Genomic DNA, 16,947 nt, shown 5'->3' with positions numbered 1-16,947 from the left:
CATCCTCAAGAACATGTGCCGGAAAAGCGCCTAGCGTCTTTGCGTCGGGACAATGCGTTCAACAACAATGGAACAGCTTCACGTTCTCTTCAAACAGGAGCCGCTCTGAAAATAGAAAAAAGGCGCGGGAGAGATCCCGCGCCCCGATAGGAACAAGCGCCTGCGCCTTACTCGGCAGCAGCGTCGCCTTCAGCCTTCTTCTCGGCAACGATTTCCTTGCCGGTCGCCTGGTCAACGATCTTCATCGACAGGCGAACCTTGCCACGCTCGTCAAAGCCCATCAGCTTGACCCAGACCTTGTCGCCTTCCTTGACGACGTCGGAGGTCTTGGCAACGCGCTCGGAAGCCAGCTGCGAGATGTGAACGAGGCCGTCACGTGCGCCGAAGAAGTTGACGAATGCGCCGAAGTCGGCGGTCTTGACGACCGTGCCTTCGTAGATCTGGCCAACTTCAGGCTCTGCCACGATGGAGTGAATCCACTTGCGGGCCGCTTCGATTTCCTTGCCGGAAGAGGAAGCGATCTTGACGGTGCCGTCATCTTCAATGTTGATCTTCGCGCCGGTCTTTTCGACGATTTCACGAATGACCTTACCGCCGGAGCCGATGACTTCGCGGATCTTGTCGACCGGAATGTTCATGACTTCGATGCGCGGAGCGAATTCGCCAAGCTGACCACGGCTCTCGGTGATGGCATTGGCCATCTCGTTGAGGATGTGCTTGCGGCCACCCTGTGCCTGGTCAAGAGCGACCTTCATGATCTCTTCGGTGATACCGGCGATCTTGATGTCCATCTGCAGCGAGGTGATGCCATCTGCCGTACCGGCAACCTTGAAGTCCATGTCGCCGAGGTGATCTTCATCACCCAGGATGTCCGACAGAACGGCAAAGCGGTCGCCTTCGAGGATCAGGCCCATGGCGATACCGGCAACCGGCTTTGCCAATGGAACGCCAGCATCCATCAGAGCAAGCGACGTGCCGCAGACAGTTGCCATGGAGGACGAACCGTTGGACTCGGTGATTTCCGATACGACGCGCAGCGTGTAGGGGAACTGCTCGGCAGAAGGAAGCATCGGGCGAATAGCGCGCCATGCGAGCTTGCCGTGGCCGATTTCGCGACGGCCCGGGGAACCCATGCGGCCCGTTTCACCGACCGAGTAGGGCGGGAAGTTGTAGTGCAGCAGGAAGCGTTCCTTGTACATGCCCGTCAGGCTGTCGACATACTGCTCATCTTCGCCGGTGCCGAGCGTGGCAACGACGATCGCCTGCGTTTCACCGCGGGTAAAGAGTGCCGAACCGTGGGTGCGCGGCAGCAGGCCAACTTCCGAAACGATCGGGCGAACCGTCGAAAGGTCGCGACCGTCGATACGGCTCTTGGTGTCGAGAATGTTCCAACGAACGATCTTGGCCTGCAGGTGCTTGAAGATCGCGCCGATTTCTTCGGCCGTGTACTTGGCTTCACCGTCTTCCGGCAGAAAGTGCGCCTTGACCTTCGCCTTGACAGCGTCGACGGCAGCGTAACGAGCAGCCTTTTCAGTGATCTTATAGGCATCGCGCAGTTCAGCTTCGGCAAGCCCAAGCATCTCGGTTTCGAGAGCGGAGAAATCTTCCGGCTCGAATTCGCGGGGTTCCTTGGCAGCCACTTCAGCGAGCTTGATGATCGCGTCGATGACCGGCTGGAAGCCACGGTGGCCGAACATGACGGCGCCGAGCATGACGTCTTCGTTCAGTTCCTTGGCTTCCGACTCGACCATCAGGACGGCGTCGTGGGTGCCGGCGACGACGAGGTCGAGAACGGACTCGTCCATTTCGTCGAGATGCGGGTTCAGAACATATTCGCCATTGATGTAACCGACGCGCGCGCCGCCAACGGGGCCCATGAAGGGAACGCCAGAGAGCGTCAGCGCCGCAGAGGTCGCGATCATGGACAGGATGTCCGGGTTGTTTTCCAGATCGTGCTGGATAACGGTGACGACGACCTGGGTGTCGTTCTTGTAGCCTTCAGGGAAAAGCGGGCGGATCGGACGGTCGATCAGACGGGAAACGAGGGTTTCGTTTTCGCTCGGACGGCCTTCGCGCTTGAAGTAGCCACCGGGGATCTTGCCGGCTGCGTAGGTCTTTTCCTGATAGTTGACCGTCAGCGGGAAGAAGTCCTGGCCCGGCTTCGGGGACTTTGCCGAAACAACGGTCGCAAGAACCATGGTTTCGCCGTAGGTTGCGATGACGGCGCCGTCAGCCTGGCGGGCAATCTTGCCCGTCTCCAGCTTCAGCGGGCGGCCTGCCCATTCGATTTCCACGGAATGTTGATTGAACATATCTTGTCCTTCTTGTCACCGCGGCTCCACCATTGAAGCAGCGGCTTCGACACATCACGGGCAAGACAGCGGGAGGCTTTATCAAGCGTGCCACGGACGGTGGCACAAGCATCCTGCAATCCTGCCCCATGACAGGTCTTCGGTTGGTTCAGACGGTTCCGGCCCATCCGGTCCGTCTTCATGATCCAGCACCTGCTGGATCAAAAAACCGGCGAGTGCCTTGAAAGGAACCCGCCGGTCAAGATGTTAGCGGCGAATGCCCAAGGTACCGATCAGCTTCGAGTAACGGCCTTCGTCCTTCTTCTTCAGGTAGTCGAGAAGCGAACGGCGGCTGGAAACCAGCGTGAGGAGACCACGACGAGAGTGGTTGTCCTTCTTGTGGCCCTTGAAGTGTTCGGTCAGGTTGTTGATCCGCTCGGTCAGGATTGCGACCTGAACTTCAGGCGAACCGGTGTCGCCTTCCTTCGTTGCATATTCCTTGATGAGGGCGGCTTTGCGCTCTGCAGTGATCGACATCGTAAAATCCTTTCTATTTTAAGGAAAACGGGTCGCCAAAGGCCGGGATGTCGTCCAGCGATGGCCATTCAATAGCAAAGGCAATGCCTAGCTGGCGCTGCCTATAAACCAATTGGCGGCTAAAGGAAAGAGGCGATGGACAGTCACGCCCCAAGGTGGGCGAAAGGAAGGACGAACCGCCAACTCGTGTATCGCTATCACTCTTGACGGAAACTTGCAGAAAGCCAGTCGAGAAAGCGTTGCGTTGCCGGTGGCAAGCCTTCGAAACGGCGCGCGACGATGAAGAAGGCGCCAAAGGGCAGTGTCTGCCGGAAGGGGCGGATCAAGCGACCGGAGGACAGATATTCCTTTGCAAAGCGCTCTTCCAACAGAGCCACGCCTTGCCCGCGGAGTGCCGCCTGAAGCGTCATGCCCTCGTCGGTGTAGATTGGGCCACGCGGATAAGAGGCAGAGAAAACACCGGCCATTTCGAACCAGCTTCGCCACATATCCCGGCTATCCTCATAGAGGAGAGGAAAGTTCAGCAAGTCGGCGGGCTGTTCCAGTCTTGCTTTACCCTCCAGCAATTCCGGCGATAGATAGGGCGCCATATGCACATCCATCAGGTGGCGGCTTTCCGACCTCGGCCAGTCGCTCCTCGTCAGGCTGTGGCGAATGGCGACGACAGACTCGTTGTGGCGAAACTCCACCAGTCCGGACTCCGACTCCACCCGTAGATCGATCTCGGGATGGCCGCGTTGAAAATCCGAAAGATGCGGGGTGAGAAAGCAGGCGGCAAAGGAGGGCTCGGCATTGATGCTGACCACATCGCCGGTTTCTCTCTCCTGAATATCCGCAAGGCAATCGGACATGGCATCGAAGGAGGCGGTCACGACGCTCAGCAGGCGCGCACCGTCTTCGGTCAGCCGAATGGACCGGTGTCCGCGCTCGAAAAGGGGCTGATCGAGCAGCGCTTCCAGCTCCCGTACCTGGCGACTGATCGCAGCCTGCGAAATGCTGAGCTCATCCGCGGCCCTGGTAAAGCTCATGAGCCGTCCAGCAGCTTCGAAACTTCTGAGCGCCGTTAGGGGCAGACGACTGCGTTTCATGCATAACCTCAAGTCATATGAAGTGCACGATAATCTCGTTTGAACGCAAGGTGCAATCGCATTTCAATAGATCTCGACAGCTTTGGCCGACTGGCAACCGACCTGCTTCAGAGACAAGAGATTGAAACGACAGACATGGGCGCCGTCATCGAAAGGACCCGTGAAGGATGCGTGATGCTTCGACAAATCATCGAGATTTTACGGGATATGCTACGGCTTGCCACGCTCCAGCCGCGTGAAAATGCCGACGGCCGAGGCAGCCGCCAGCATGATGAGTGAGCGCGCCACACGAGGCTGGCGCCAGTCCGCGTGTCAGCCGAAGACGCGCTTGGGACGGAATTCGCCCTGGCCGATCTCACCGATCGCAACCAGTTTGCCGCGCGCCGTCGCATAGGCTTCCGACTCCTGCGTCGGCGCATCGCGTCCACGCAGCAGGATCGGGTTGCCCATCTTCAGGCGGTGCGCCTGGTCATCATTGATGATGAGGTGCGGCAGCGAGGAGAGCGCTTCGGACGTGTCGATAAGATAGGTATCGAGAGCAGCAAGGCGCTCGTCGCGGTCTTCGATGGTTTCCAGCTCTGTGAGCTTCTCCAGCGGCACCATCGCGTCTTCCGCGAAAGGTGCGACCATGGCGCGGCGGAGCTCGGAGATGAAGCCGTAGCATCCGAGATCACGGCCCATGTCGCGCGCCAGCGCACGGACATAGGTGCCTTTGCCGCATTCCACTTCAAAATGCGCGGTGTTCTCATCCGGACAGGCCAAAAGCGTCAGGCGATGAACCTCGACCTCGCGGGCCGGGATTTCCACGACTTCGCCTTCGCGTGCCAGATCATAGGCGCGCTCGCCAGCGATCTTGATGGCAGAGAACTGCGGTGGCGTCTGGAGGATCGTGCCGGTATATTTCGGCAGAAGATCGCGGATGGCCTGCTCGCTCGGACGATTGTCCGAAGCGTTGAGAACCTCGCCCTCCATATCGTCGGTGGTGCGTTCTTCACCCCAGCTGACGGTGAACTCATAGATCTTGCGGCCGTCCATGACGTAGGGGACGGTTTTTGTGGCGTCACCCAGCGCGATCGGCAGCATGCCCGAGGCGAGGGGATCGAGCGTACCGGCGTGGCCAGCCTTCTGCGCGTTGAAAAGCCATTTGATCTTGGAGACGGCCTCGGTGGAGCCGAAATCGAACGGCTTGTCGAGGATGAGCCAGCCGGAAACCGGGCGGCCCTTGGGTTTGCGTGGTTTGGACATTCTTCAGTTCTGTTCGTCGTCTTTTTCGTTGGAAGACCCAAGATCGCGCTGCACTTCCGGAGAGCGCAGCAGGGCGTCGATCTTCTGATAATTGTCGAAGCTGGTATCGTCGCGGAAGCGGACTTCCGGAACGTATTTCATCTGGCGCAGCTGCGGTCCGAGCCTGCCGCGGATAAATTTCGCATGCCGGTTCAAGGCATCGATGCTGTCGGTATGGTCGGCAACGCCAAGTGGCGTGACGTAGGCGGTGGCGATCTTGAGATCGGGAGACATGCGCACTTCCGAAATGGAAATCACGGTCTTTTCCAGAAGATCGTCACGCACTTCGCCGCGCTGGAGAATTTGCGTCAAAGCCGCGCGAACCTGCTCGCCGACGCGCAGCATGCGTTGTGAGGGGGCTGATGAAGTTGCTTTTGCCATTGTTATTCTTGCCTCAGCAAAATGGAGGAAGACAGCCGGATCGCTTCGCAGCTATCCAACGTCGGTTCCAGCACTCTCGGCTGAAGGCCGCTTGCGACCCTCTTATCGGAGTATCTTAAAATTCAGCGAGCGCCGGTTAGCCAGCGCTCGCTCTTAAAGTTCTATAGTCAGGCAGAGCGCTTAAAGCGTTCTGGTAATATGCTCGACGCGGAAGCACTCGATCGTGTCGCCAGCGCGAATATCTTCGTAGTTCTCGAAGGCCATACCGCATTCCTGACCGACCGGCACTTCGCTGACTTCGTCCTTGAAGCGCTTGAGCGTCTTGAGCTTGCCTTCGTGGATGACGACGTTGTCGCGAACCAGACGAACGCCTGCACCACGCTCCACCTTGCCTTCGACGACACGGCAACCGGCGACCTTGCCGACCTTGGTGATGTTGAAGACTTCGAGGATTTCGGCATTGCCGAGGAAGGTCTCGCGACGTTCCGGCGACAGAAGACCGGACATCGCTGCCTTCACGTCATCGACCAGATCGTAGATGATGTTGTAGTAGCGGATCTCGATGCCGGCACGCTCAGAGGCCGTACGCGCCTGGGCATTGGCACGAACGTTAAAGCCGATGATCGCGGCGTTGGACGCTTCTGCGAGAGACACATCCGATTCCGTGATGGCACCAGCGCCCGAATGAACGATGCGCGCGCGCACTTCGTCGGTGCCGAGCTTTTCGAGCGATGCGATAATCGCTTCGACGGAGCCCTGCACGTCGGCCTTGATGACCAGCGGGAATTCCTTCATGCCGGAGGTCTGTAGCTGGCTCATCATCTGCTCGAGAGAACCGCGCTGGCCGGTCTGGCGAGCAACGGCCTTGTCACGGGCAAGACGCTGACGATATTCGGAAATCTCGCGAGCGCGGCTTTCGCTTTCGACGACGGCGAAACGGTCACCGGCAGACGGCGTGCCGGACAGGCCGAGAATTTCGACCGGCATGGCAGGACCCGCTTCCTTGACGTGTTCACCCTTGTCGTTGACGAGAGCACGGACACGACCCCACTGATCACCGGCAACGATGATCTGGCCAGGCCTCAGCGTACCCTTCTGGACGAGAACGGTCGCAACCGCACCACGACCACGGTCGAGTTCGGCTTCGATAACCGTGCCTTCCGCCGTACGGGTCGGGTCCGCCTTCAGGTCGAGAATTTCGGACTGCAGCAGGATGGCTTCGAGCAGCTTGTCGAGGCCGAGCTTCTTCTTGGCCGAGACTTCCACGTCGAGGACTTCACCGCCCATGGATTCTACGAAGACTTCGTGCTGAAGCAGCTGCTGGCGAACCTTTTCAGGGTTGGCCTCATGCTTGTCGATCTTGTTGATCGCCACAATGATCGGCACACCGGCCGCCTTGGCGTGGTTGATCGATTCAATCGTCTGCGGCATCACGCTGTCGTCAGCCGCAACCACCAGGATGGCGATGTCGGTTGCCTGCGCGCCACGGGCACGCATGGCCGTGAAGGCGGCGTGGCCGGGGGTGTCGATAAAGGTGATCTTCTGGCCGTTCTGCTCAACCTGATAGGCACCGATGTGCTGGGTGATGCCACCGGCTTCGCCAGCAACCACATTTGCCTGACGGATGGCGTCGAGCAGCGAGGTCTTGCCGTGGTCGACGTGACCCATGATGGTGACGACCGGAGGACGCGAAACCATGTCGCCAGCAACGTCGGCGACATTGAAGATGCCTTCTTCAATATCGGATTCCGACACGCGCTTGACGGTGTGGCCGAATTCGCCGGCAATCAGTTCGGCCAGATCGGCGTCGATGACGTCGCCCGGCTTCATCATCTGGCCTTCCTTCATCAGGTACTTGATGACGTCCACCGCACGTTCTGACATGCGCTGCGACAGTTCCTGAATGGTGATGGTCTCCGGCAGGATGACTTCGCGGGAAATCTTCTCGCGGGTTTCCTGCATCTGGCTGCGGCGGAACTTTTCCTGACGGCGGCGCATGGAAGCCAGCGAACGGCCGCGCTGTGCGCCTTCTTCGTCAAGGTTCGAGGTCACCGTCAGCTTGCCGCGGCGACGCTCTTCTTCCGTCTTCAGGCGGGCAGCAGGCTTTGCGGGTGCAGGTACCGAGGCCTTGCCACGCATCGGCATGCCGGTGCGGCGTGCGCCACGATCGTCCTCGTCATCCTTTTCGGTGCGGCGTGCGCCTGGAACGCCACGGCCGGGCATGTCCGGTGCAGGCGCAGGTGCTGCTGCGGCCGGCGACGGACGCGTGGACTGCGGACGAACGTCACGGCGCACAGGCTGCTGTGCGGCGGTCGTTGCCGGACGCGCTTCAGGCTGTTCTGCTCTTGCAGGCGCTTCATTTTCAGCAGCCTTTGCAGCGGCCGCTTCTTCGGCGGCGCGACGGGCTGCTTCTTCCTTCTCAGCGGCAATGCGGCGTTCTTCTTCCACCTTGCGGCGGGCTTCGTCTTCGGCGCGCTGCTTGGCTTCGACGACATCACGCGCCTGAGCTTCCATCAGAGCGCGGCGGCGCGCTTCCATTTCACCGGCCGAGAGATCGTGCAGCACATTGCCGCGCGGACGATCCTGTTGGCGCGGCTGAGCCGATGGCTGCGGACGCTGCTGGTTGTGGGTCTGGTGGACGCGAGGTGCTGGCTGAGCCGGCTGTGGGCGCGGCTGAGCCGGTGCGGCCGGCGCTGCTGGGCGCGGCTGCTGGGCAACCGGGGCTGCTGGTGCACCAGCCTGCTTCTCGTCTTCAGGACGCATGGGGCGACGCTTGCGTGTTTCCACGACGACTGCGTTGGTGCGACCACGACCCATGTCCTGACGCACGGTACCCTGGTTCAACCCGCCCGGCTTGAGGGTGAGAGTCTTCTTGGGTTGTGCGTTGAGTGTCTTGTCGTCGTTGTTATCGGTCATTCCGTTCCCGTTCCTACAGACGAGAGCCGGATGACACCATCAGGCCCTGTCTTTCAATAGCTGCATCCGAACGCGGCGGCCGGTGTTGTCCGATAACCGCGTCATTGTCGTTCCGTCCGGGCAGCGCCAATGTCCGCTAGAGCTTTTTCGCCATGGCGATATCGCTCGAGCATCTTTGCGCGCTTCACTACACCCTCACCCGCCTGTCCCGCAAGCGCGCAGGCATGGATAAAAGCATTCTGGCCCATTCGTTCGTCCATTTCGGCCCCGGTGAAGAGCTTGAAGGACGGTATTTCATCGGCACCCGTACCGAGTGCCCAGGCCTTGCGAGCCTGATCCAGTTTGCGGACGCCATCGGCGGCGGCATCGGTGGCATGGAAGACCGCCAGCGCCTGTCCCGAACGGACGGCCGCATCGACCTTCATTGCGCCGCTGATGAACTGGCCCGCCTTGCGCGCCATGGTCATCATGCCCGTCACCTGCTGCGCCATCAGCCGGTCCAGCATCTCAAGAAGATCCGGTCCAGCCTTGACGTCCGTCTTCAAGGCGCGCGCAAAGAGCTTCTTTGCGATTGCCTTTTCCACCAGGACCCGGTCGGCTGTGACCCAGCAACCGCGCCCCGGCAATTGGCGTTTCAGGTCCGGCACGATAGTGCCGTCCGGGCCTGCGACGAAGCGGATCAACTCATCTGGTGATCCGCTCTGTCGTGTCACAATGCACATACGTCCATTGACGTTGCCTTCTGCCAGATCCTCATCGGATTCGGCATCCGGTTCATGCGCTTGCGAAATCATTCCTCAACGGCGGTATCCGCCTCCTCGGCAGCCTGCTGTTCAGCAGCCAGTTCTTCCTCGGTGATCCAGCCCGCCAGAAGGCGCGCTTGCAGCACCATGTTTTCGGCTTCGACGCGCGACACGTCGAGCTTGGAGAAGATGCCGTCGAACTTCTTGGTCTCGCCATCCTTGCGCTCGGTCCAGCCGACGAGATCGTCCGCCGCACAGCCGGCAAAGTCTTCAACCGTCTTGATGCCGTCTTCGCCGAGAGCCACCATCATCTGCGATGTCAGGCCGTCGATCTGGCGCAATTCGTCGGCAACACCGAGTTCCTTGCGCTTCGCATCCATTTCCGCTTCGACGCGGTCGAGATATTCCTTGGCGCGCGTCTGGATTTCGACGGCGGTGTCTTCATCGAAGCCGTCGATGGAGGAGATTTCATCCAGCTCGACATAGGCCAGTTCTTCGACCTGGGCGAAGCCTTCCGATGCCAGAACCTGACCGACCATCTCGTCGACGTCGAGCGCTTCCATGAAGAGGTTGGTGCGCTCGTTGAATTCCTTCTGACGACGCTCGGACTCTTCCTGCTCCGTCATGATGTCGATATCCCAGCCCGTCAGCTGCGACGCAAGGCGAACGTTCTGACCGCGACGACCAATCGCAAGCGACAGCTGCTCGTCGGGAACGACCACTTCGATACGCTCGGACTCTTCGTCCAGAACGACCTTGGCCACTTCCGCAGGCTGCAGCGCGTTGACGATGAAGCTTGCAGGCTCCTGGCTCCACGGAATGATGTCGATCTTTTCGCCCTGAAGCTCACCGACCACGGCCTGAACGCGCGAACCGCGCATACCGACGCAGGCGCCGACCGGATCGATCGAGCTGTCATTGGAAATGACGGCGATCTTGGCGCGCGAACCCGGGTCACGGGCAACCGACTTGATCTGGATGATGCCGTCGTAGATTTCCGGCACTTCCATGGTGAAGAGCTTGACCATGAACTGCGGATGGGTACGCGAGAGGAAAATCTGCGGGCCGCGCTGTTCGCGACGAACGTCGTAGACATAGGCGCGGACGCGATCGCCATAACGCAGGTTTTCGCGCGGGATCATCTCGTCACGACGGATAATGCCTTCGCCGCGGCCGAGATCGACGATGACGTTGCCATATTCGACGCGCTTGACCGTACCATTGATGATTTCGCCGATGCGATCCTTGAACTCGTCGAACTGGCGATCACGCTCAGCTTCACGAACCTTCTGAACGATGACCTGCTTGGCGGACTGTGCGGCGATACGGCCGAAATCCATTGGCGGCAGCGGATCGGCAATGAAGTCGCCGAGCTTTGCATCCGGGTTACGGTCGCGTGCCAGTTCCAGCGGGATCTGGGTCGAATAATCTTCGGCCTTGTCCACCACTTCCAGAAGACGCTGAAGGCGAATTTCGCCGGTCTTGGAGTTGATATCGGCGCGGATATTGGTCTCGGAACCGTAACGCGAACGGGCGGCCTTCTGGATGGCATCGGCCATTGCGGCAAGCACGATCTCGCGGTCGATGACCTTTTCGCGGGCCACAGCATCGGCGATCTGCAGAAGCTCAAGCCGGTTAGCACTCACTGCCATTTTTCTGTCTCCGTAAGTCGCATGTTTGCGTTGGGAAGAGCCCCGAAGGGTCTCTCAAAAAATCAATCTTCGTCTGCTTCTTCGTTCTGATTGGCAGCAGCAGCCTTGGCCAGCTTGTCCGCCTTCAGCGCGTCACGAATAAGGTCATCGGTCAAAACCAGCTTGGCATCGGACAGCGTATTGAACGGGATCGTGACAACCGGCTCTTCGCCATAACCGATCTGGTCGCGCTCAAGCTTGAAGCTATCCGCATCGACTTCCGCAATCTTGCCACGGAAGCGCTTGCGATTATCCACCAGGATCGAAGTCTCGACCTTAACGAGATGTCCCTGCCACCGGACAAAATCGGACTTGCGAACCATCGGACGGTCGATGCCGGGCGAGGACACTTCCAGATGATACGCCTTTTCGACGGGATCTTCCACATCGAGAACCGGCGAAATAGCCATGGACACGGCTTCGCAGTCCTGCACGGTCATGGTGCCGTCTTCACGCTCGGCCATGATCTGCAGCGTCGAGCCATTCTGGCTGGAAAGCCGGACCCTGACAAGCACGAAACCCATTCCGGTCAGAATCGGCTCGATGATCTCGGCGATCCGCTGATCGATGCCTGTTTCGGTTATCAGTCTGGGTTCGGCTACTGCCATTATGCTCTTCCGGTGTTCTTTACGCGGAACATCTGCTCCGGTTTGACAATCCGCCTAACGAAAAAGAGCGGGGCCTTGGGGACCCCACTCTTCATCAGACGATCAAGAATTTGAACGGGGATATAAACCCTTCCGGTCGGAAATGCAAGGTTTGCGGCGCAAATCCGAATATTCGATTTTTTCTGCCACAATTTTACCTTTGCAGCGTTCGAATGGGTGGTGTCACCGCCACCGACCTTTATAGTGCCTGCTGCCAGAACAGCAGTTGAAATCAATTGGATCGCTCGTGCCCGACCGTCAATCGCCACTCGCGCCACTTCGGCACCCGACCTACAAACGCATTTGGTTCGCCAGCATCGCGTCCAACTTCGGTGGGCTTATTCAGGCAGTCGGTGCCGCATGGATGATGACGGCGCTGTCCACCTCGGAAAACATGATCGCACTCGTGCAGGCCTCCACATCGCTGCCGATCATGCTGTTCTCGCTGATCTCCGGCGCACTTGCCGATAGCTTCGACCGGCGCAGGATCATGCTTTCGGCGCAGTTCCTGATGCTGATCGCCTCGATAATGTTGACGGTCTTTGCCTGGGCCAATCTTCTCACACCTTGGCTGCTCTTGTTCTTCACCTTCATGATCGGCTGCGGCACGGCCCTCAACAACCCTTCGTGGCAGGCATCGGTCGGTGAAATGGTGCCACGCGAGAACCTGCCGGCGGCGGTGACGCTCAACAGTGTCGGCTTCAACATCACCCGCAGCGTCGGTCCCGCCATCGGCGGTGTGATCGTTGCGGCGGCGGGTGCTGCCGCAGCCTTCCTCGTCAACGCGCTCAGCTACTTCACGCTGATCTATGCGCTGTTCAAATGGCAGCCGCCGAAGAACAATTCGACCCTGCCGCGTGAGCAGCTTCTCTCCGCGATTTCTGCCGGGATGCGCTATGTGGCGATGTCGCCCAATATCGGCAAGGTGCTGGTGCGCGGCTTTCTCTTTGGCCTCTCCGCCAGCGCCATCCTGGCGCTGATGCCGCTCGTGGCGCGCGATCTCGTCGAAGGTGGCCCGCTGACCTACGGTATCATGCTCGGCGCCTTCGGCGTCGGTGCCATCGGCGGGGCGCTGATCAGCGCAAGGCTTCGCGAGATGCTGAGCAGCGAATGGATCGTGCGCGTCGCATTCCTCGGCTTTGCGCTGAGCGCTGGCGTGACGGCCATCAGCACCAATGCCATCATCACCAGCCTGTTTCTGGCGATTTCGGGGGCAAGCTGGGTTCTGGCACTATCCCTCTTCAACACGATCGTGCAGCTTTCCACGCCCCGCTGGGTGGTGGGGCGTGCACTCTCGCTTTACCAGACACTGACCTTCGGCGGCATTGCGCTTGGCAGCTGGCTGTGGGGGTCGCTTGCGGAAGATCATGGACTGACTTTCTCGCTTCTCTGTTCCTGCGTGCTGATGCTGCTCGGCGTCGTCGTCGGCTTCAAGCTGACCATGCCGGCCTTTGCGTCGCTCAACCTCGATCCGCTGAACCGCTTCGTCGAACCGCCCTTGCGACTGGACGTGAAGCCACGCAGCGGCCCGATCGCGATCATGGTGGATTACGAGATCGACGATGTCGATCTGCCGGAATTCATGGCGATCATGGCCGAGCGCCGTCGTATCCGCATTCGCGATGGCGCGCGCAACTGGAGCCTGATGCGGGATCTGGAAAACCCGGATGTCTGGACGGAAATCTATCACGTGCCGACATGGGTCGAATATGTGCGTCACAACCACCGGCGGACCCAGGCGGACGCCGAAAGCTGGGACCGGATCTTGACGCTGCATAAGGGCAAAACCCGCCCGCGTGTCCACCGGATGATCGAACGACAGGCCATTCCGCCCCAGGACGATATTTTCCACAAGGCCCATATTGAGCCGCACTGAGACGCGCCTATTTACAAAATCTCGGAGTTGCGGATGGACAATCCTGAAATCATCCTGAGAAAGGCCGATCCCTCACAGGGCGAGCAAGTCGCGAGAGTGTCACGAGCATCACGTCAACACTTTCTACCCTATCTTCCAGACCTGCACAGCATTGAGGAAGACGTAGCATATTTCAGCAATGTCGTTCTCAGACAGAGCGAAGTGTGGTGCGCCGAGCAGCACAGCACCCTAGTTGGCTTCTGCGCGTTTCGAGACCGTTGGGTGGATCACCTTTATTGCCTGCCCGGATATATCGGTCACGGAGCAGGGACCAAACTGCTTAACAAAGCAAAAGAAGATCAAACGGAACTCAGTCTCTGGGTGTTTCAGCGAAACGAGCGTGCGATTCGTTTTTATGAACGGAATGGCTTCGTCAAAGTGAGCGAAACAGACGGCTCCGGCTGCGAAGAAAAGCTGCCGGACGCGCTATATGTGTGGAGACGGGATAGGTCCGCCAAAGACTTACCCGCCTAACGCAAACGTCCCTTCAGCGACGCGTCAGGAAAGCAAGTGGGCTTCAGACCGTTCTTGGCCTGCCAATCCCCCAGCGAACGGCGGGTCTTGAAACCAGCCAGCCCATCCGCCTTGCCGACATCGTAGCCTTTGGCGACCAGCGCCTTTTGCATGGCGAGCACGTCGGAGCGCAGCATGGAGCCCACATTGCCCCATTCCGCTTTGAAGGGACCCGCGCCATAGGCGATGCGGTCGGCGAGATTGCCGATGAAGAGGGCATAGAGATCGGAGTTGTTGTATTCCTTGATGACGTAGAAATTCGGCGTCACGACAAATTCCGGGCCGTGGCGACCGGCAGGCACCAGCATCATGCCGTCGGCACTCAAGTCGTTGGCGGGGAAGCCTTTTCCCGAGACGCGGGTGATGCCCATCTTGGCCCATTCCGACACAGGCTTTGCCAGATCCGGGCCTTCCTGCGCGCAGGAAATATTGTCTGGTATGGAAACCTCAAAACCCCAATCGCGGTCTCTCTGCCAGCCGCGCTTCGATAGATAGTTGGCGATGGATGCCAACGCGTCAGGGACCGAATTCCAGATATCGCGATGGCCGTCTCCATCGAAATCGACGGCATATTTCAGGTAGCTCGACGGCATGAATTGCGGCTGACCCAGCGCGCCCGCCCATGAGCCCATCATCCGCGAGGGCGGCACGTCGCCGCTTTCGGCGATCTTCAGCGCATCGATCAGTTCGGCGCGGAACATTTCCTTACGGGTCGAGGCATAGGCCTTCGTCGCCAGCACATCGATCACGGAATTGGGCAGCTTCGCGCGACCGAAACCGGATTCGCGGCCCCAGATCGCCACGACGATGTTTCCTGGAACGCCATAGGTTGCTTCGATACGCTTCAGTGTCGCCGCATGGGTGGCGGCAAGGGATCGACCTGTGGCCGCCAGACCCTGCAAACGCTGTTCCGAGAAGTATGCGCCGGGAGACGAAAACTCTGCCTGGCTCTGCGCTTGCTCCTTCGGCGGCTTCTGGCCCGGCACCAATACGTCGGGAAGTTTCCAGTTGATCGTCAAGCCGGTCAGCGCGGCTTCGAGCGTCTTTTGCGATACGCCAGCCTTTCTAGCTTCCGGCCAGATTTCCCGCTTCAGCCAGACGTTGAACTCTGCATCATATTTCGCAGCGGCTGCACCCGTGGGGACCGTTTGCGCCATCGCGAAGTCTGACGAGAGAAGAGAAACGGCGGCGGCAAGTGCAAGGCCGATGGTGTGAGCGCGCATTCGGTCTCCTTTATAGCATGCTATTTAAATCGCCGTGCGGGCGCGCAGCGCTGCGGTCAGCGTGCCTTCGTCGAGGTAATCAAGCTCGCCACCCACCGGCACGCCGTGGGCAAGGCGGGTGATCTTGACGCCGAGGTTGGTCAGCCGGTCGGTGATGTAGTGGGCCGTCGCTTGGCCTTCTACGGTGGCATTGACGGCGATGATCAACTCGCGAATACCACCGACACTCACCCGGTCGATCAGGCCCTTGATGTTCAAATCCTCTGGGCCAACGCCATCCAGAGGCGAGAGCGTGCCGCCCAGCACGTGATAGGCCGTGTTCATCGCCCCTGCCCGCTCCAGCGCCCAAAGATCTGACACATCTTCGACCACGATGATGACGGACTGGTCGCGCTGCACATCGGAGCAGACGGTGCAGGGATCGATCGTATCGACATTGCCGCAGCAGGAGCAGATCTTGACCTTGTCATAGGCTTCGCCCATGGCATGCCCGAGCGGACCGAGCAGTTGCTCCTTCTTCTTGATAAGGTGCAGTGCCGCGCGGCGCGCAGAGCGGGGACCAAGCCCCGGCACCTTTGCCAGAAGCTGGATCAGTTTTTCGATTTCGGGACCGGTGACTCGTTTTGCCATGGAGCGTTTCTACTGCATTAATCGTTGAACGGGAATCGGTAAGGGCAAAAGGCACCTCATGAAAGTTCAGGCAATCTGTCGCGCCGAGGCACAATCGCTTCCCGGCAAGACGTCCAAGACCGGCATCTTCAAACACGCCCTGACAGGACCTGTGATGGTGGACGCGCTCGGCATCGTTGGCGACGCGGTGTGTAATCGCAAGCACCACGGCGGGCCGGACCAGGCGATCTATGTCATGGGCTCGGGCGATCTTGATTTCTGGTCGAAAGACCGCGGCCGAGTAATCGAACCCGGATTTTTTGGCGAGAACCTCGTGATCGAAGGCATCGATAGCGCGACACTTTGCGTTGGAGATCGGCTCGCGCTTCAACAGGTGACGCTGGAAGTCACGGCTGCACGCATTCCCTGTTCCACACTGACAGCCCGGGTCGGCGATCCGCATTTTGCCAAGCGCTTTCGCGATGCCGGCCATCCCGGATTTTACTGCCGCGTGCTCCGGTCTGGCATGATGGAAGCCGGAGAGAGCGTGACCTTCACACCCTATGACGGGACGAAACTTCCGATCCCGGTCGTCCTGCAGCGTTTTCGTCCCAACCGCCTAACGCAGGAAGAGCGCGCCGCATTTCTCGACACGCCCCTTGCCAGCCGCTTTCGCGAGATGATCGCCTAAGTCCTCGTGGCCAGCGTCGCAAAAGGCCGACGCAGGTTTTAGAACGGGAACTTCATGCCGGGCGGGATCGGCAAACCTGCGGTCAGCCCAGCCATCTTTTCCTGCGCCTGGGCTTCGCCCTTTTCCTTGGCATCCTTATGGGCCGCGACGATCAGATCTTCGAGGATTTCGACCTCGTCTTCCTTGAAGAGCGATGGATCGATCTTCAAGCCGCGCATTTCGCCCTTGCCATTGAGGGTCACGGTGACGAGACCACCGCCGGAGGCACCATGGACTTCGAGTGCGGCAATTTCTTCCTGCACCTTCTCCATCTTGGCCTGCATTTCCTTGACCTTGCCCATCATGCCCATAATGTCACGCATGGCTGAAACTCCTGTTTTTTGTTGTTGGGGCGGACGATCCGAACACGGCTGATGTC

Annotated in this window: 15 protein-coding genes; 3 read left to right on the top strand and 12 right to left on the bottom strand. The window is 59.5% G+C overall.

Features of this window, described 5'->3' with window-relative positions:
• Positions 1–167: 167 nt before the first annotated feature.
• The 9 genes from pnp to rimP all read right to left on the bottom strand — a co-directional run bounded on the left by pnp (position 168) and on the right by rimP (position 11,539).
• The gene (gene pnp / locus QE408_RS09470; RefSeq protein ID WP_306930556.1) at positions 168–2,312 is read right to left on the bottom strand and encodes a polyribonucleotide nucleotidyltransferase; all 2,145 of its coding nucleotides are present in this window, start codon (positions 2,310–2,312) and stop codon (positions 168–170) included.
• A 246-nt stretch (positions 2,313–2,558) separates the two neighbouring features.
• Positions 2,559–2,828 carry a 30S ribosomal protein S15 gene (gene rpsO / locus QE408_RS09465; RefSeq protein ID WP_062427177.1) on the bottom strand — a complete coding sequence of 90 codons (270 nt, stop codon included), beginning with the start codon at positions 2,826–2,828 and terminating at the stop codon, positions 2,559–2,561.
• A gap of 197 nt (positions 2,829–3,025) precedes the next feature.
• On the bottom strand, positions 3,026–3,916 hold the full coding sequence (locus QE408_RS09460) for a LysR substrate-binding domain-containing protein (protein ID WP_373465531.1): 891 nt from the start codon (positions 3,914–3,916) through the stop codon (positions 3,026–3,028).
• Between the two features lie 312 nt (positions 3,917–4,228).
• Entirely contained in the window at positions 4,229–5,161 is a 933-nt protein-coding gene (gene truB / locus QE408_RS09455; RefSeq protein ID WP_306930549.1) for a tRNA pseudouridine(55) synthase TruB, read from the bottom strand.
• 3 nt (positions 5,162–5,164) lie between these two features.
• A complete protein-coding gene (rbfA, locus tag QE408_RS09450; RefSeq protein ID WP_306930548.1) occupies positions 5,165–5,581 on the bottom strand; it encodes a 30S ribosome-binding factor RbfA in 417 nt (138 codons plus the stop codon).
• A gap of 180 nt (positions 5,582–5,761) precedes the next feature.
• The gene (infB, locus tag QE408_RS09445; RefSeq protein WP_306930546.1) at positions 5,762–8,497 is read right to left on the bottom strand and encodes a translation initiation factor IF-2; all 2,736 of its coding nucleotides are present in this window, start codon (positions 8,495–8,497) and stop codon (positions 5,762–5,764) included.
• A 101-nt stretch (positions 8,498–8,598) separates the two neighbouring features.
• Positions 8,599–9,291: an RNA-binding protein gene (locus tag QE408_RS09440; protein WP_306930544.1), complete on the bottom strand. Its 693-nt coding sequence runs from the start codon at positions 9,289–9,291 to the stop codon at positions 8,599–8,601.
• Complete coding sequence (gene nusA / locus QE408_RS09435) at positions 9,288–10,892, bottom strand: transcription termination factor NusA (protein ID WP_296015896.1); 1,605 nt, start codon at positions 10,890–10,892, stop codon at positions 9,288–9,290. The genes QE408_RS09440 and nusA overlap by 4 nt, the downstream gene beginning before the upstream one ends.
• A 62-nt stretch (positions 10,893–10,954) precedes the next feature.
• Positions 10,955–11,539, bottom strand: coding sequence for a ribosome maturation factor RimP (gene rimP, locus QE408_RS09430; RefSeq protein WP_306930541.1), 585 nt, complete (start codon positions 11,537–11,539; stop codon positions 10,955–10,957).
• A 286-nt stretch (positions 11,540–11,825) separates the two neighbouring features.
• On the opposite strand from rimP, the gene QE408_RS09425 reads away from it, so the two are divergent.
• Positions 11,826–13,454: an MFS transporter gene (locus tag QE408_RS09425; RefSeq protein WP_306934744.1), complete on the top strand. Its 1,629-nt coding sequence runs from the start codon at positions 11,826–11,828 to the stop codon at positions 13,452–13,454.
• Positions 13,455–13,487: 33 nt separating this feature from the next.
• Positions 13,488–13,967, top strand: coding sequence for a GNAT family N-acetyltransferase (locus QE408_RS09420; protein ID WP_306930540.1), 480 nt, complete (start codon positions 13,488–13,490; stop codon positions 13,965–13,967).
• Here the strand turns inward: QE408_RS09420 and QE408_RS09415 are convergent.
• Both QE408_RS09415 and recR read right to left on the bottom strand, forming a co-directional pair.
• Positions 13,964–15,229, bottom strand: coding sequence for a lytic murein transglycosylase (locus tag QE408_RS09415; protein WP_373465530.1), 1,266 nt, complete (start codon positions 15,227–15,229; stop codon positions 13,964–13,966). The two genes, QE408_RS09420 and QE408_RS09415, sit on opposite strands and share 4 nt — an antisense overlap.
• Positions 15,230–15,253: 24 nt before the next feature.
• Complete coding sequence (gene recR / locus QE408_RS09410) at positions 15,254–15,859, bottom strand: recombination mediator RecR (protein ID WP_306930538.1); 606 nt, start codon at positions 15,857–15,859, stop codon at positions 15,254–15,256.
• A gap of 58 nt (positions 15,860–15,917) precedes the next feature.
• On the opposite strand from recR, the gene QE408_RS09405 reads away from it, so the two are divergent.
• Entirely contained in the window at positions 15,918–16,529 is a 612-nt protein-coding gene (locus tag QE408_RS09405; RefSeq protein ID WP_306930536.1) for an MOSC domain-containing protein, read from the top strand.
• A gap of 38 nt (positions 16,530–16,567) precedes the next feature.
• Here QE408_RS09405 and QE408_RS09400 read toward each other — a convergent pair whose 3' ends face one another.
• Complete coding sequence (locus tag QE408_RS09400) at positions 16,568–16,891, bottom strand: YbaB/EbfC family nucleoid-associated protein (protein ID WP_113259791.1); 324 nt, start codon at positions 16,889–16,891, stop codon at positions 16,568–16,570.
• Positions 16,892–16,947: the final 56 nt, after the last annotated feature.

This window comes from Agrobacterium larrymoorei, assembly GCF_030819275.1.
Taxonomy (GTDB): domain Bacteria; phylum Pseudomonadota; class Alphaproteobacteria; order Rhizobiales; family Rhizobiaceae; genus Agrobacterium; species Agrobacterium larrymoorei_B.
The sequence above is the reverse complement of the archived record's forward strand: the minus strand, read 5'-3'. Positions and strand labels throughout refer to the sequence as shown.

Coding starts and splice junctions, on each gene's coding strand:
- pnp (WP_306930556.1), bottom strand. CDS start 2,312: ATGTTCAATCAACATTCCGTGGAAATCGAATGGGCAGGCCGCCCGCTG.
- rpsO (WP_062427177.1), bottom strand. CDS start 2,828: ATGTCGATCACTGCAGAGCGCAAAGCCGCCCTCATCAAGGAATATGCA.
- QE408_RS09460 (WP_373465531.1), bottom strand. CDS start 3,916: ATGAAACGCAGTCGTCTGCCCCTAACGGCGCTCAGAAGTTTCGAAGCT.
- truB (WP_306930549.1), bottom strand. CDS start 5,161: ATGTCCAAACCACGCAAACCCAAGGGCCGCCCGGTTTCCGGCTGGCTC.
- rbfA (WP_306930548.1), bottom strand. CDS start 5,581: ATGGCAAAAGCAACTTCATCAGCCCCCTCACAACGCATGCTGCGCGTC.
- infB (WP_306930546.1), bottom strand. CDS start 8,497: ATGACCGATAACAACGACGACAAGACACTCAACGCACAACCCAAGAAG.
- QE408_RS09440 (WP_306930544.1), bottom strand. CDS start 9,291: ATGATTTCGCAAGCGCATGAACCGGATGCCGAATCCGATGAGGATCTG.
- nusA (WP_296015896.1), bottom strand. CDS start 10,892: ATGGCAGTGAGTGCTAACCGGCTTGAGCTTCTGCAGATCGCCGATGCT.
- rimP (WP_306930541.1), bottom strand. CDS start 11,539: ATGGCAGTAGCCGAACCCAGACTGATAACCGAAACAGGCATCGATCAG.
- QE408_RS09420 (WP_306930540.1), top strand. CDS start 13,488: ATGGACAATCCTGAAATCATCCTGAGAAAGGCCGATCCCTCACAGGGC.
- QE408_RS09415 (WP_373465530.1), bottom strand. CDS start 15,229: ATGCGCGCTCACACCATCGGCCTTGCACTTGCCGCCGCCGTTTCTCTT.
- recR (WP_306930538.1), bottom strand. CDS start 15,859: ATGGCAAAACGAGTCACCGGTCCCGAAATCGAAAAACTGATCCAGCTT.
- QE408_RS09405 (WP_306930536.1), top strand. CDS start 15,918: ATGAAAGTTCAGGCAATCTGTCGCGCCGAGGCACAATCGCTTCCCGGC.
- QE408_RS09400 (WP_113259791.1), bottom strand. CDS start 16,891: ATGCGTGACATTATGGGCATGATGGGCAAGGTCAAGGAAATGCAGGCC.